At 59.1% G+C, this 15,492-nt stretch carries 9 protein-coding genes; 1 reads left to right on the top strand and 8 read right to left on the bottom strand.

Annotated features, from left to right (window positions below):
- Positions 1-96 precede the first annotated feature (96 nt).
- From AC2FLD_RS13585 to AC2FLD_RS13560, 6 genes are read right to left on the bottom strand one after another with little or no spacing between them, the layout of a single operon-like run.
- On the bottom strand, positions 97-1,767 hold the full coding sequence (locus tag AC2FLD_RS13585; protein WP_496671640.1) for a thiamine pyrophosphate-binding protein: 1,671 nt from the start codon (positions 1,765-1,767) through the stop codon (positions 97-99).
- A gap of 2 nt (positions 1,768-1,769) precedes the next feature.
- Entirely contained in the window at positions 1,770-3,137 is a 1,368-nt protein-coding gene (locus tag AC2FLD_RS13580) for an amidase (protein ID WP_496671637.1), read from the bottom strand.
- 3 nt (positions 3,138-3,140) lie between these two features.
- The gene (locus AC2FLD_RS13575; RefSeq protein ID WP_496671634.1) at positions 3,141-5,552 is read right to left on the bottom strand and encodes a GcvT family protein; all 2,412 of its coding nucleotides are present in this window, start codon (positions 5,550-5,552) and stop codon (positions 3,141-3,143) included.
- A complete protein-coding gene (locus AC2FLD_RS13570) occupies positions 5,549-7,948 on the bottom strand; it encodes a GcvT family protein (RefSeq protein WP_496671631.1) in 2,400 nt (799 codons plus the stop codon). The genes AC2FLD_RS13575 and AC2FLD_RS13570 overlap by 4 nt, the downstream gene beginning before the upstream one ends.
- Positions 7,945-9,237 (bottom strand): aspartate aminotransferase family protein, encoded by a 1,293-nt coding sequence (locus AC2FLD_RS13565; protein ID WP_496671629.1) that lies wholly within the window; start codon positions 9,235-9,237, stop codon positions 7,945-7,947. Before AC2FLD_RS13565 ends, AC2FLD_RS13570 begins: the two co-directional genes overlap by 4 nt.
- Positions 9,234-10,778, bottom strand: coding sequence for a trimethylamine methyltransferase family protein (locus AC2FLD_RS13560; protein WP_496671626.1), 1,545 nt, complete (start codon positions 10,776-10,778; stop codon positions 9,234-9,236). Before AC2FLD_RS13560 ends, AC2FLD_RS13565 begins: the two co-directional genes overlap by 4 nt.
- Positions 10,779-10,886: 108 nt before the next feature.
- Between AC2FLD_RS13560 and AC2FLD_RS13555 the strand changes: the two genes are divergently transcribed.
- Positions 10,887-11,753: a LysR family transcriptional regulator gene (locus tag AC2FLD_RS13555; RefSeq protein WP_496671624.1), complete on the top strand. Its 867-nt coding sequence runs from the start codon at positions 10,887-10,889 to the stop codon at positions 11,751-11,753.
- 127 nt (positions 11,754-11,880) lie between these two features.
- Here the strand turns inward: AC2FLD_RS13555 and AC2FLD_RS13550 are convergent, their stop codons facing one another.
- The gene (locus tag AC2FLD_RS13550) at positions 11,881-14,298 is read right to left on the bottom strand and encodes a GcvT family protein (RefSeq protein ID WP_496671621.1); all 2,418 of its coding nucleotides are present in this window, start codon (positions 14,296-14,298) and stop codon (positions 11,881-11,883) included.
- A gap of 263 nt (positions 14,299-14,561) precedes the next feature.
- Positions 14,562-15,458, bottom strand: coding sequence for a LysR substrate-binding domain-containing protein (locus AC2FLD_RS13545; RefSeq protein WP_496671618.1), 897 nt, complete (start codon positions 15,456-15,458; stop codon positions 14,562-14,564).
- Positions 15,459-15,492 lie beyond the last annotated feature (34 nt).

Genomic DNA, 15,492 nt, shown 5'->3' with positions numbered 1-15,492 from the left:
ACAACCCGAACTGCCAGCCCCGATATTCAGGAATTCAACACTTCCCGGACGGTGTTGTCAGTCTCGCCGGATCGGCAGTGCGCATATACTGAGTAATCAACTCTTTTGCGGCGTTTTGAACAGGTCTTTGCGCAGAGTCATCAAAGCGCCGGGGTCGATCTTTGCCTGAATAACAGTGGTTTCATTCGACGCGATGGCTTGCTCCAGCGCTGGCCCCATATCACCCGGGCCATCGACCCAGATACCTTTGCCACCGCACAGCTCTGCGAATTTGTCAAAGCGGGGCGAGCGGATTTCGGCACCCAGCAACCGACCACCGTAAAACTCCTGCTGATAGGCTTTCTCGGCCCCCCATGCTTCATTATCCAAAACAACAATCGTGATCGGAAGGTTGTTCTGAATAGCCGTCTGAATTTCGATCATCGTATAGCCGACGGCGCCATCTCCCATGAGGGCTATGACGGGGCGATCCGGTGCTGCCGCCTTGGCCCCGATTGCGGCGGCAAGGCCAAAGCCGACAAGGCCGAAGTCCAAAGGCGTGATCAAAGACATCGGCGCATAATGTGCCAGCCGGTCGGCGGCCTGCAGACACGTGTTGCCGGTGTCCAGTGTTACAATGGCATCTTCCGGCAGCGTGTCGCGGATTTCGGCCAGCGCTCGGCGTGGGTGCATGGGCAAGCTCTCAAGCGCTGCCTCAGCGGCGCGCTCGGCTGCAAGGTCGTCCATATCGGCACGAAAGGCCGCGCGCCAAGGATCACAGTTTGGCCGGGGCGCAACATCGGCCAGAGCTTCGGCTGTCAGGCGGGCGTCGCCTTGCGCTGCGATTTCGGCCGGGAAGTACCGACCAACCGCTGCGCCTTCGATATCGACATGGGCGATCCGGGTGTCGACTCCGACATAATCGTTGGAATGAAAGGTCGAGTTGAACCCAAGCCTGGCCCCCAGAACCACCATGACATCTGCATCGCGGGTCAGCCCACTGGCGACCACGTTACCACGTGGGCCAGCCTGCCCCGCAAACCACGGGTGCCCGTGGGGCATGACGTCGGCATGGCCGGTGGAGGCGACGACCGGTACTTCAAGTTTTTCGGCCAGCGCCGTAAGGGCATCACGCCCTGCCCCCCATTTGAATCCCCCACCGGCAAAAATCACCGGCCTTTCGGCCTCTGACAGCAGCTTTGCAATGGCGGCTATGTCCGAGGGCGCGGCAGGACCCGCGCGCGCAATATTCACCGGAGCAGGCTCAAAGGCTGGTATGTCTGCGGCGAACAAGTCACGCGGGACATGCAGCACCACTGGGCCACGCCGTCCTGTGTTTGCCAACCGGATGGCGTCTTCAAGAATCGGTGCAAGCCTCGCAGTGTCTGTCACCATGACCGAGCGTTTGGAAATGGGCGCAAACAGCGCGACCTGATCGATTTCCTGAAACGTGTCTTTGCATTGATCGGCGCGAGTGATCGCTCCGGCAATCACAACAAGCGGTGAATAGGCCAGTTGCGCCTCGGCCACTGCAGTCACAATGTTGACCACGCCGGGCCCGGCCTGTGCGCCCAGAACCACACCAGGTTTACCCGTCATCCGCGCCCAGGCATCGGCCATATGACCCGCAGCCCGTTCGTCGCGTGCGCCCACATAGGCGATCTGACCGCCCTGATACATGGCGTCGTAAAGTTCGAGCATCGAACCGCCCAACAATCCAAAAACGGTATCGATGCCGTTGGCTTTCAGAACGCGATAGACGGCTTCTCCGCCATTTATGGTGGTCATGTTCAGTCTCCGGAAATTTGGCGTTCGATCTGGCGGGCAAAGCGCAGCAGCCGTTCATCCGATCCTTTCGGGCCGGTGATGTGAAGACCCACAGGCATACCGTCCGAAGACTGGCCCATGGGGATAGAAACCGATGGAAGCTCCATCGTGGGTGTCAGAGTGACTGTGCGCCAGTCCTCGGTGATTTCACTGTCGCGCAGGTCAGCGCTGAACGGCATGCCAGTAGCGGTGGGCCAAAGGGCAAAATCATAGCGGGTGAAAAACGTGACAACCGAGTCCCAGACTTGACGGCGCGTCGTTTGATAGGCGATCAGATCAGACAGGCTTTGCCCATCACCCTGTGCGCAGGCCGTGCGGTAGCTCTCGCCTGCCAATGACATGTCTGGATTCAGAGCCGCGCGCATTTGCAAGGCGCATTGGCCCCGAATGATGTTGTTATGTGCAAGCAGCGGGGCAAGGTCCGGGGCCATGTCTTCATCGACGTGCCAACCCAGATCGCGGCACAGATCAGCAACCGGGGCCAAAGCCGCCTTTACCGAAGGATCAACACTGGCCCCAAAGGGCGCCAGGCTCAACGCCGCGCGTCCGACCGTCAGCGGGATGTCCAACGTGGCGGGGTCCGGGTAGCTGCCGGTAAAACCAAGGGGCTGGTTGGGCGTCGACCCCTGCATCACGCTGAGCATCAAAGCAAGATCTGAGACGGTGCGCGCCATCGGGCATGGAACGGACAACCCGTCGAAAGGGGCCGGGTTCGGATCCATAGGCACCAAACCCGATGTGGGGCGCATACCGACCACACCACACCACGCGGCAGGTGTACGGGCACTGCCCCCAAGATCCGAGCCATCAGCAAGCGCGACCATGTTGGCGGCCAGCGCGGCCGCGGCGCCACCAGAGCTACCCGCGACCGTCCTTTCAGGGTTTAGCGGGTTGCGCGTCGTGCCTGCTAAAAAGTTCGTGGTTTGACCGGAAAAAGTGAACTCGGGCGTGTTTGTTTTGCCAACAATAATGGCGCCAGCCGCCCGCAGGCGCGCCACGTGGAGCGCGTCTTTTGTCGGGACATGTTCGGAAAAGCTTTTTGACCCGTGTGTGGTGCGCAGACCGGCGGTCTCAAAGCAGTCCTTGATCGCGATGGGCAGCCCGTGCAGCGGCCCGGCAAACTGCCCGCGCACGGCCATCTTGTCCAATTCATCGGCCCGAGCACTTGCGGCGTCCCAGTCAAACGTGACAAAAGCGTTCACCCCGGCTGTGTCGTCTTCGATACGGGTACGGTACGCGTCAAGAACTTCAACACTACTCAGGGTTTGTGCGCGCAGATCGGTCGCAAGTTCGGTCGCCGATTTCTCAATGATATTGTTTCGTTGCAGCAAGTGTCACTCCTCGGATCGCGGCCGCAAATTCTGCGGGTCGAGAAGCGCATCCTGATGGACGGTCACCGGGATGTCACGATTCAGAATTCGGACACTGAGACCTGTTTGCGGCGTACCTTTTCGGACAAACAGCCAGCCAAGCGACTTGCCAATCGTGTACCCGTACCCGCCCGACGTCGTCAGACCCACGGGATTTCCGTTCAGTAAAACCGGTTCTCCACCGTGAATGTCGATGTGATCTGCATGTAGCTCTGCGTAGAACAGCTGCCATGTCGGATCGCGTTTCAACAACGCGTCGCGGCCCAGGAAATCACGCCCTTCGCTGACAACAAAACGGTCGAGTCCGACGTCAAGCGGGCCAACATCCGTGGTCAGTTCGCCACTTGCGCGATAAGCTTTTTCCATGCGCATCCCGTTAAAGGCATAGGAACCCAGATCGGTCAGCCCATGCTTGGCCCCCGCTTCGAATAGTGCGTCATAGAGATCACCGATCTGACCTAACGGCGCGTGCAATTCCCACCCCAACTCGCCGACAAACGAGACACGCAAGACATAGCAGGGAATGCCCGCAACACGGATTTCCTGCCCCGAAAGCCATGGAAAGGCGCGGTTGGACAGGTCGGCATCGGTAAGCTCGGACAAGATACGGCGCGACGCAGGGCCGGACAACGCCAACATCCCCCAATCCGCCGAACGGTTGATCATGGTCACATCCTCGCCCGGACGGATGTGTGATCTGATCCAGTCAAAATCCGGGGCGGCCCGGGCGATGGGAGAGCCGGTGAAGAACCGATCCTGAGCAATCCGCCAGATTGTGATCTCGGTCTCGAAACGGCCATGTGACGTCAGCAAATGGTTCAAGCTGATCCGCCCGTCTTTCGTCGGAATACGGTTGGCCGAAAGCCTGTCCAGCAGAGCGCCTGCGTCCTTGCCTGAGATTTCGAATTGGGCAAACGCGCAGAGGTCTATCACACCGGCAGAATTGCGGGTGGTTTTAGCTTCGGCGCTGGCGTTTTCGTGCCAGCGCTGATGCCCCCAGCCGATCTGTTCAACTTCTCCCACTTCACCGAAATAGCGCGGGCGTTCCCATCCGGCGATTTCACCGAAAACTGCGCCCTTGGCGGCAAGCCGGTCATACAACGGGTGCTTTCTCAACGGCCGCAGGCTGTCGAACTGCTTGCCCGGACACGGCGTGTCATGGCGGCGCATGAACTCGTCCTTGGTGCGCTCGACGATGAAGCTGTCCGAGGCGAAATCTCCGTAACGGCGGGGATCGAAGCCACGCGTGTTGATCTCGGCCTCGCCATGCACCATCCAGTCGGCCAGCACCTTGCCCGCACCGCCGCCCCACGCCAACCCGATGGACGAACCACAGGACAGCCAGACATTTGGGGCACCAGAAGGCCCCACCAACATCCCACCATCGGGCGTGTGCGTGATGGCCCCACGCACGACACGTTTGATACCAAGCTCGGCCAAGATCGGCATTTTGTCGAAGGCCACCATAAGAAAATCGCCGATCGAGTCATAATCGGCCTGAAACAGCTCATTCTCCGCTGCCCAAGGCGCACCTTTGGGCATTTCCCAGACTGTCGGGCAGACATGGCCTTCATAAATTCCGATCAAGCCGGATTTCTGTTCCTGCCGGATGTAACCGCCATAAGCATTGTCGCGCATCACGGGTAGCTCCGGCCTGTCGGCGAACAGCGGCACGGTATCCGTCACAAGGTAATGATGCAGACAGGACACCGAGGGGATTTTCAAACCGAACCACTCACCAACCTGATTGGCGTATGAGCCGGCGGCAATCACCACATGTTCGGCCAGAACGTTACCCTTTTCCGTCTGCAGCAGCCACATATCGCCTTTGCGAGAGGCCCCGATCACCCGGTTGTGTCGTTCGATCCGCGCACCGCGCGACCGGGTTGCAGTGGCCAGCGCCATGGTCACACTTGAGGGGTCGATATGCCCATCCGCATAGGTACGAACCGCGGCCTTCACGTCATCAACCCTGTAAAACGGGTTGATCTGCGCCACCTCGTCCGGGCCGATCAGATCCATTGGCAGGTCCAACAGCTTGCCCACGCCCATGATCGATTTCATCCAATCGACTTCATCGTCGGTGGTGGCAATCCGGATGCCGCCGACTTCGTGCCAGCCGATGCTTTGCCCGGTTTCGGCCTCGACCCGCTTGTAGGTTTCAATGGAGGTTTTGTTGATCCACCCCATAAGGCGGCTGCCAACCGCATGGGCGATCTGACCGGCGGCGTGCCATGTGGAACCGCTGGTCAGATCTGCTTTTTCAAACAGGATCGTGTCAGTCCATCCGTTTTCCGCCAACTGAAACTGCGCGGCAACGCCCATGATGCCGCCGCCTATAATGGCTACCCGTGTGGATTGGATCGTATCGCTCATGCGAAAGCTACCTTTGCGGGTTTGAGAGAGGCTTTGGCGGCAAAGCCTGTGCAAGCGATCTCGGCTTCGAAACCGTCCACAACTTCCTGTGTTTCCAGAAGATCCAGCGGAGCGTTGATCAGCCCAAGCGCCACTGAGCGGCCAAACCGGTAACTCCACGCGGCCGAGGTGATCTGGCCCACAACTTTGCCATCGAAGTAAATAGGCTCATCATGCAAGGGGATCGCAGCGGGATCGTCAAACAAGATCGAAACGATGCGCCGCTTGGATTTGTGGTCCTGCAAGGCATCTTCACCGACAAACCCGGTACCCTTGGCGCAGAATACGCCCAACCCGGCCTCAAGCGGTGTGGTACCCGGTGTCAGTTCGTGGCCGAAAGCCCTAAAGCCACTTTCGATGCGAAGCGATCCGCTGGCATAAAGCCCTGCATGGCTTGCCCCAGCAGCGACCAGCGCCTCGTGCGCAGCCATCGCCATCTCGGCCGGGATGTAGAGTTCATAGCCTTCTTCGCCGGTAAAGCTGAGCCGCCCCGCCCATCCTCGCGCCAGACCAATCTCAACCGGGGCGAACCGGAAGCGTTTCAGTTCGGGCACAGGTGTGTTTGTCGTGGCTTGCAGAACCTCGCGCGCTTTCGCTCCGGCGAGTCCCAATATGGCATATCCACTAGTCACATCAGAGAACTCGGCACGATAGTTATTCCTCGTGTCCCGCATCCGTTGCATCACACGGACGGTCTCATTGGCGCCGACGATCATCAGATAGGTTTCAGGCCCATGCCGCTGCACGGTCAGATCACTTTCGACACCGCCGCGCGCATTCAGAATCTGAGTGTAGGCGATACGGCCCTCGGGGATATCCATTTGCGCGGCGCAGAGCCGGTTCAGAAAGGCACATGCATCCGGCCCCTGCACCATGATCTTGCCAAAGGCGCTTTGATCCAGAATGGCCGCGCCGCCGCGGCAGGCTTCAACCTCTTGTCCAACCTGATCGCGCCAGGCTGGTACACCAAAGGTCAGCGGCAGATGGGCGGCTTCACCGCCGAAATGCACCGCGCGCTCCCAACCTCCACGGGCTTCGAATTGCGCTCCGGCGGCCACCAACCCGGCATGAATGGGCGACCGGCGCTGACCTCGCGCTGTCTTCATCGTGCGCCCGGGAAAAGGATTGTCATAGTGCCGACCCAGCACCTCGGGGATGCGGGCTTCCAGCGCGCCAAGGACGTTCATTTCGGGGCTGAACCGGCGAATGTCGGCCTCGTTCAGCTCCATAGTGGGTTCACCGGCAATAATCCATTCGGCCAGCGCTTTGCCTGCTCCACCCGCCAGAGCAATACCGGTCGAGTTCATCCCGCCCATCAGAAACAGCCCCGGAACTTCGGGGCTTTCGCCCAGAATGAACTGACTGTCGAGGGTGAAGCTTTCAGGCCCGTTCAGCAACATCCGCACCTCGGCCCGTTCCAGCGCCGGAATACGGCGCAGGGCGTTTTCCATCATCGGCATGAAATGGTCCCAGTCCTCATCCAGCAGATCGAATGAGAAATCGGCAGGCAACTTTTCCAGCGGTAGACCCTTGGCGTGTGGCTCGAACGAGCCCACCAGCAGCCCTTCAACATCGTCACGGGCATAAAGGAAAGCGTCCTGATCGTTCAACGTGGGCAGATGTACGCCTTTTCCAAGGGCCTGAACCTCGGGCAAGGGTTTGGTCAGGATGTAGAAATGTTCACAAGCATAAAGCGGCATGTGCGCTCCGGCCATGGCCGCGACCTCGCGCGACCAGAGCCCACAGGCGATCACAACCTCGTCGGCCTCAATGACGTGGTCACCGACCTCGACGGCTGATATCCGACCGCTTTTCTTTTGCAGGCCAGTCACGCGGGTATCTTCAAAGATCTGAACCCCTCGCGCCCGTGCGCCTTTGGACAGCGCCAAAGCCACGTCAGAGGGGTTGACCCGCCCATCAGAGGGCGACCAGACAGCGCCAATCACATCATCAACCTCGATCAGCGGCCACAGATCCTTGGCACGGGTCGCATCCACAACCTCGGCCTCAAGCCCGAAGGCACGGCCAAGCGAGACTTGACGTTTGATATTGATCAGCCTGTCTTGGTTGGTGGCAAGCGTCAATGAACCCGTTTGAGTCCAGCCCGTAGCTTGCCCGGTTTCACGTTCAAGCTCGCTGTAGAGGTCGATGGAATAGTTGATCAGCTTCGTCAGTGTCGCCGAAGGCCGCAAGCGCCGCACCAGACCGGCCGCGTGCCATGTGGTGCCGCTGGTGAGTTTCGAGCGTTCCAGAACAACGATGTCCTTCCGCCCTTCGCGCGCCAAATGATAAGCGACCGAACAGCCGATGACACCACCGCCGATGATGACGGTGCGGGCATGGGTGGGCAATGTCATGACAGCACTCCGTCGCGGATGAGGTCGGATACGGTGTCGCGGAAATGCAAGACCGCCTCGTCGATCAGGTCGGGCGTATGTGGCAGACCAGTGACGCAGGAGGTGAAAGACATGAAGTCCACGCCTCTCTCCAACAACCCGTCTCGCAAACCTTTGACAACAGCGGGGGGTGTTTTGCGGATTGCGGCGGCATCCAGCCCGTCAATGGATCGCCCACCGAAATAAAGATGGCAGGTCGAGCTGTCGCCATAGGCCAATGCTTGTACGTCCAATGCTCGGAATACGGCGTTGAAGCCATCGCGCAGGCGCGCGGCCATTGCATCGGCGTGGGTCTGAACGTCACCGGTCGATAGGATTTCCATCGCCTTGACCGCACCGGCAGCCACCAAAGGGGCTGCATTGAAGGTGCCCTTGTGGCTGACCGGAGGCGACAGCCCGTCGCGGGTTTCACTGGGGCTGAGCAGATCCATGATATCAGCCCGGCCGACAACTGCCCCACCAGGCAGACCTCCGGTGACAATCTTGGCCAGCGTGGTCAGATCCGGTGTCACTCCGTCACGCGCCTGCCGTCCCCCTGGCGACCAGCGCAGGCCGGTGATCACCTCGTCAAAGACCAGCACATGACCAGTTTGATCGGTCAGAGCTCGCACCCCCTGCAAGAACCCGTCCGGTAGCGGGACCGAACCGTAATTTGCGCCGGATGCCTCAACAAAAACGGTTCCGATCTGCGGGTCGCTGTCCAAAAGTTCGGCGACAGCGCCCAGATCTGGGGGGGATATCACCGTCATATCGGTGACAGCGTGCGGTATACCCAAAGAAGGCGCTGTGTTGATGCCGGGTTTGGCACCTTTCATCAACATGTCGTGCCAGCCGTGGAAATGGCCATCGATGCGCAGCACTTTATCACGGCCCGAATGCGCACGGCCCAGTCGCAGGGCCAGCATCGTCGATTCCGTGCCGGACCCCGTGAAACGTACCCGCTCGGCAGATGGAAACAGACGGTTTAGCCATTCGGCCCATTCGACCTCAAGCGGATGACAATCAGCAGTATAGGGCATCCGCGCCATCTGCTGGGCGACAGCTTCGGCGATTTCGGGATGGGCGTGACCCAGTATCTGACTGGCAGCACCCATTTTGAAATCAATATAGCGCTTGCCGTCCACATCCCATTTCTCGGCCCCTTTCGCCCTCTCGAAATAGATCGGGTGTGGGGTTTTATACCGCAACTCGTGACTGACACCGCCGGGCATCACGGCATGGGCGCGGGCGCTGAGGCTTTGACTTTTCATGAGGATCTGCCGGTTTGCTGTCGTGTCAAACGAATGTCGAAACGTGCGCGCAGCGCCCGGTCAACATCATCAGGAATGTGCTGTGGGAAATGGCCAGACATTATCTCGCGCGCTTTGTCCCGCGCGATGTCCCCCACTGATCGACTACCGTCTTCCTGCCATTCCCGCGGTGTCTTGCGATCCCCGATTTCAGGGTAGAAATAATCTGATTTCATCCGGTTGAACGTGTGTTGTTCGCCCAGATAGTGTCCTTCACCCCGACAAACGTCGGCGATTACATCGGCGGCAATATTCTCTGACGTGGCCTCGATCCCGCGTAGGGTCCGCAGGATATTGCCCAGCATATCATTGTCGCTGACGTAGGCCGCGTGGCTGACGCCCAGCAAACTGGCCTGCATTCCCGCAGCTTGAGTAACGATGTTCGAGCCCGCATGGGCTGCCATGGTCACAGCCAGCGATTTCTCGGCTCCGTATTGCGCATCCAGACATTTGGCGTCGGTAATCCCAGCGATAGAGGAGGTTGGCAGATCGAAATGCCGCCCCATCTGCGCAGAGCCAGCCATCAGAATCGCTTGTTCTCCACCGCCGCCGCACATCGAACCGGTGCGCAGATCTGCAACCAGCGGTTTGGGCGCAAAGATTGCCTTGACCTCTGGGTCAACAAGGCGGGCGAACACAAGCCCCGCCAGCGTTTCGGCCACGGCCTGCACCAACGATCCGGCAATGGTGGCCGGGCTGGTTGCCCCAGCTTGTCCGGCGCTGATCAATTGTACCGGGAAACCCGCCAGAATTGCGGCCTCGAGCACCTCGCATGCTTCCTCGGCAAAGCGCATGGGTGGCACGACGTGGCACACCATTACGGTCAGGAAAGGTCGGGCGCGAAAAGCCGCCTCGCTGCCGGCGACGGCATAACATAGCTGCGCAATCGTGGGCACATTTTCAGGCTCGCTGATCGACATCGACACATGTTTGGACGTGCCTGCCAGACAGGCATAAGCGGTGTTGAGGTCCATCACCGCATTGTCTTCGATGTCCCGGGCGACAACCGAACGGCTGAAATGGTGGATGTTTTCCATCTGGTCGACAATCCGAGCCGCGTCATACAGGTCAACCAGTGTTGAATCCCGGTAGTCGCCCGTTTCAAGGTCAAACACGCCCGGGGCCGCACCGCCGCTGGACATGTGCACGCGGGCGTTGCTGATATCTAAGTCGTGTTCAGGTGTTTGAGCGCAAAGGGAAAAGTTGCGCTTTGCATCAACAATGGACTGTTGCACCAACGCGCGGGGGAACAGCAAACGGTCGTCGGCCGTCATCGCCCCACCGGCCGCAAGCACCTTTTCGATCATCGACGGAATAGCCTGGCTCAGGCCAAGCGTTTCCAGCAGCGTCAGCGCCGTTTCTTCAACCAGCGCCACCTCGTCAGGCAAAAGCGGCTTAAACCGCCCCCCATTGACACCCGGCCAGACCGGAGGGTTCAACGCGGGTTCAGTTGTTTGGTTCAGCCGCTGCTTGCGGCCGCGCCTGCGGGCGGTAGAGGTCATTTTTCATGAGTCCAGTTTAACTACCTGTAATAGTTGCAGCCATAATGGCCTATTTACAAATGGTCTTTCCTCAGCAACTAGTGAGCTGGACTCATTAGTGAGGCGCTCATGCTTCCATCTCTATCCGCGCTGCGCGCTTTCGATGCTGCGGCCAAGGCTGGCAGTTTTCGTGCTGCGGCCGAGCGCCTTGCGGTGACACCAACGGCCATCAGCCACCACATCCGTGGACTGGAAGGTCAACTGGGCACGTTGCTGTTTGAACGTGTAGGGCGTGAAGTCAGGCTGACAGAAGATGGAAAGCGGCTGGCCGAGACAACGGCGCAGGCGTTTGGACTGCTGGAAGACACGGTTGGAACCCTGCGCAGAACGTCACGCAAGGTTGTGCGCCTGGCTGCTGGACCCATTCTGACAGCCCGATGGCTGATGCCGCGCATCAGCGATCTGTGGCAGAGTTTCCCAGGGGTTGAGCTTGAGGTCGTGCCCTCTTACCGCCCGCGCATGGGCGATCAGACGCATGCAGATATTGTCCTGAGCTGGCATCGCCTGGCGGACATGCCACGTGGTGCACTCAAGTTGCTGGAACTACGGCCTGTCGCTATCGCCAGCGCGCAGTACATCAAACAATACGGGCCAATTGACACGCCCGAGGACCTGCTGAACAAACCTATCCTACACCAACGTAACCACTGGGGGTGGCTTGACTGGTTTGTCGCAATGAACGTGCAGCCCTCATCCGCGTTGGCGGGTGTGATCTTTGAAGATGCTAATATTCTGTTGCGCGGCGCAGCCGAAGGACAAGGTGCGGTTGTGGGTTGGTTGCCGCTGATCGATCAGGACCTCAGAGAAGGGCGCGTGTTGCGCCTGTTCGACGAAGATATCAAACCAACGCATGGCTATTTTGTCGAAGCCCAGGACGAAAGCCGGGACCGACGCGAAGTTCAGAACGTGCTCCAGTGGCTGGTTTCGCAAGGTTGAGGGTGTAACCGGCAGTGCCCAGCCTGTGAGTGGCGCGTGCGCATCGCGTGTCACGATGCACTTGATGGTTTTGAGGTCCCACACCGCATTTTGGGCAGGACCAATTGTTTTGGACGCGTGCAGAGGTTTAACCGCGCAGCCTTTCGCCCTTGGGGTCGAATGGAGCCTCTGCCAGAACTCGGCCTATGTGCGGCGTTCCGATCACCTGGATCACCACCTCATCACCGGGTTTCGCCACTTCGGGGTTGCGGAACCCAAGGGCAAGCGACTTCCCGACCGAATACCCGTACGCCCCGGATGTGACCCGGCCCACAGGCGCACCATCGGGCGAAAAGATCGGCTCGCTGCCGGTCGCGTCGGCGTCTTCGGTCACATCCAGTTCGAACACGGACAAAACCTCGCGCGGGGCATTGTCCTTGATCGCCAAATAGGCGTCCTTGTGCAGGAAGTCCTTGTCCAGTTTGATTAGCCCGGTCAATCCGACTTCTTGCGGCCAATACTCCTGAGAATACTCCCGCCCCCAGGACCCATAGCCCTTTTCGATACGCAATGCCCCCAACGCGCGTCCACCAACCGGGCCTCCGCCGCAATCCTTGGCAGCGTCAAGCAGTGGGGTGTAAAGCGCAACCTGATCGTCTTCGGCGCAATGCAATTCCCAACCCAGATCGCCGGTGAAGCTGACGCGGATGGCCACACATTCCACACCCGCGACGGTGATCTTCTGCGACCGCATGAAGCGGAACGCTTCGTTCGACAGGTCGGCGTTGGTCAGACGCGACAGCGCCTCGCGCGATTTCGGGCCAGCGATGTTGAACCCGGCGATGCGATCGGTCGCAACCTCCAACGTGGTGCCCTCGGGCATTTCGACCATTTGGAAGAAGCGCTGATGATAGCGTTCGGCCATGCCTGAGCCGATCATCATGTATTCTTCGTCGGCAAGCTTAGTGATGGTGAAATCACCCGCCACGCCACCGCGAACCGAGATCAAAGGAGTCAGGCAGCTTCGCCCCGCCTCGGTGGGCACGCGATTGGCGACCAGACGGTCCAGCCAGTCATAAGCGCCCGGTCCCTTGATCACGTAATTGGCAAAGTTCGAGATATCGATGATACCTACGCTGTTGCGCAGCATCTTTACCTCGCGCCCAACCGGATCGAACCAGTTTTGGCGCGTAAAGCCGGTGGTTTCTTCGGTGCCGGGTTCATCGGCAAACCAAAGCGGGTGTTCCCAGCCGCAGTTGAGCCCAAAGACGCAGCCCATCTGTTTCTGCATCTCGTAAGCGGGACGTACGCGGGCCGGGCGTCCTGCGCTGCGCTCCTCGTTGGGGAAGTGGATCTTGAAGCGGTGGATGTAGGAATCCTGCACGCGCGCTTTGGTGAATTTCTTGTCGGCCCAGTCACCAAAACGGGCCAGATCCCAAGCGAACATGTCATATTGCGGCTCGCCCTCGATCATCCATTGCGCCGCCAAAAGGCCCAGACCACCAGACTGCGAAAACCCGGGGATCAACCCCCCGATCAGAAAATAGTTCTTCAGCTCGGGCACCGGCCCCCACAGCATGTTTGAGTCAGGCGACCAGATCATCGGCCCGTTGATCACCCGCTTGACCCCGGCGGTTGCCGCAACCGGCACCCGCTCGGTGGCGCGGATGACGTTTTCCATGATCCGGTCCAGATCGTCGGGGAACAGGTCATGCGCAAAGTCCAGCGGCGTGCCGTCTTCGGCCCAGAACTTCATGTCTTTCTCATAGGCACCGATCAGCAACCCGTTGCCTTCCTGCCGGAAGTAGTATTCGCCGTCACGGTCGGCGATCGAGGGCAAACGGCGGCCCAGATTGGCCACTTCGTCGATGGCTTCGGTCACGAAATACTGGTGTTCGGTGGGTTGCAGCGGCAGGGTCAGGCCCGCCAGTGCCGCCACTTCACGACCCCAAAGGCCAGCGGCATTGACCACCCACTGGGTATGAATGTCGCCCTTGGGCGTACGCACGATCCAGCTGCCATCGGACTGTTGTTCAGTCCCAATGACCGGGCAGAACCGTTCAATCGTGGCCCCCATGGCCCGGGCCCCAGCAGCATAGGCGTGAGGAACACCCGAGGGGTCCACATTGCCACCATCGGGTTCGTACATGATGCAACGAATGTCATCGAACTGCGCCAGCGGATGGAGTTCTTTCGCCTCTTCCCGGCTGACCTCGTGGAAGTTCAGACCATAAAATCGTGCTTTGGCCTCTTGCAGGCGCAACTGCTGCTCGCGTTCTTCGGTCTGGGCCAGGTAAAGCGACCCGGGTTGAAACACCCCACAGCTTTGGCCGGTTTCCTTCTCCAATTCTTTATACAGGTTCATTGTATAATGCTGGATACGAGTGATGTTATTGTTGTCATGCAGACCATGAATGTTGGCGGCCGCGTGCCAGGTCGAGCCGCTGGTCAACTCGTCCCGTTCCAGCAGGATGACGTCAGTCCAACCGAGCTTGGCAAGGTGGTACAGGATTGAAGTACCGGCAAGACCGCCACCTATGACAACAGCTTGTGCGTGGGTTTTCATCAGTAAATGTCCTTAAGCTCACCGCATTTCATGAAGTGATCGATCTGAGTTGAAGGGCTGCAAGTCTGAACTGACGCAATTCTCGGGGTTTGGCTCATGACAGGTGACGCTTTGTGTTGTCTTTCAAAATGTTGGTTTGGACCCTAGGGTGGTTCACATCTTGTGACATGCGAAAAAAACTGTGGCAAAGCGGTCGATTTTTCTGCGCGTCTGGCGCGCAGGTTTTTATCCGGTGTGTCCGTGCCGCACCAGACGAGGTCCGCTTAACCAAGCAGATCGCCCGTCTGTGCCGCCACCGTCATCAGCCAGTCTTGAAACAGCTGAACCGCAGGAGTGGCCCCCGTTTGCCGGAGGTTAGCATAATAAGCCCAAGGGCTTTCCAGATTCAGATCGAAAGGTTCTATCAACAAACCTCGATCCACATAGGGACGAGCAAGCGATTTCGGCAAGGCCACACATCCCAGAGATTTCGAGGCCAGCTCCAGCGCAAGATTCGAGACATTGGTCCTTGGACCTTCTTTCTGGTTCAGATCTTCCAGCCCGAATTCTACCGCCACCTTCTCCCAATAGGCGGGGCGGCCAAGAATGTGAATCAGTTGTGCACTGCCCAATTGATGCGGGTCCCTCATGGGTTGACCCGCGACACAATAGTTCGGGGCGCAGACAACAGTCAGCTTGTCCGTCCACAACCGCGTCAGGCCCTCGGCTACGTCGTCGACATGGCTAATGACGATCGAGATGTCTGAGACATTGGGATCGACATCGGTCCAAATCGTGCCGTGAACAGTCAGGGAAATGTCGGGATGCACCTCCGAGAAACTCTGAATGACATCGGGCAACCAGTTTTCGGCCAAGCTGACAGGACAAGAGACGACAACTGTTCGGGTATGAGGTCGCAGCACCAGAGATTGGGTGGCCACATCGATTTCCTGCAACGCATGGCGCACCGAGGGCAGATAAGCTTTGCCCACATCCGTCAGTGACAGAGACCGGGCGTGACGCACGAAAAGCGGGCGCTTTAGAAATTCTTCAAGCGAACGCACGTGATTGCTGACAGCCGACTGCGTACAGTTCAGTTCTTCCGCCGCGCTGGTAAAGCTGAGGTGACGGGCAGCGGCCTCGAAAGAGCGCAGAAAGGACAGGTGCGGCAGGTTCATCATGTGCTGTGATCCATGGCAGTTTACTTGTCGAGTA

The organism is Ruegeria sp. CDSA021, from assembly GCF_059612325.1.
This window is presented reverse-complemented; position numbering and strand designations above follow the sequence as displayed.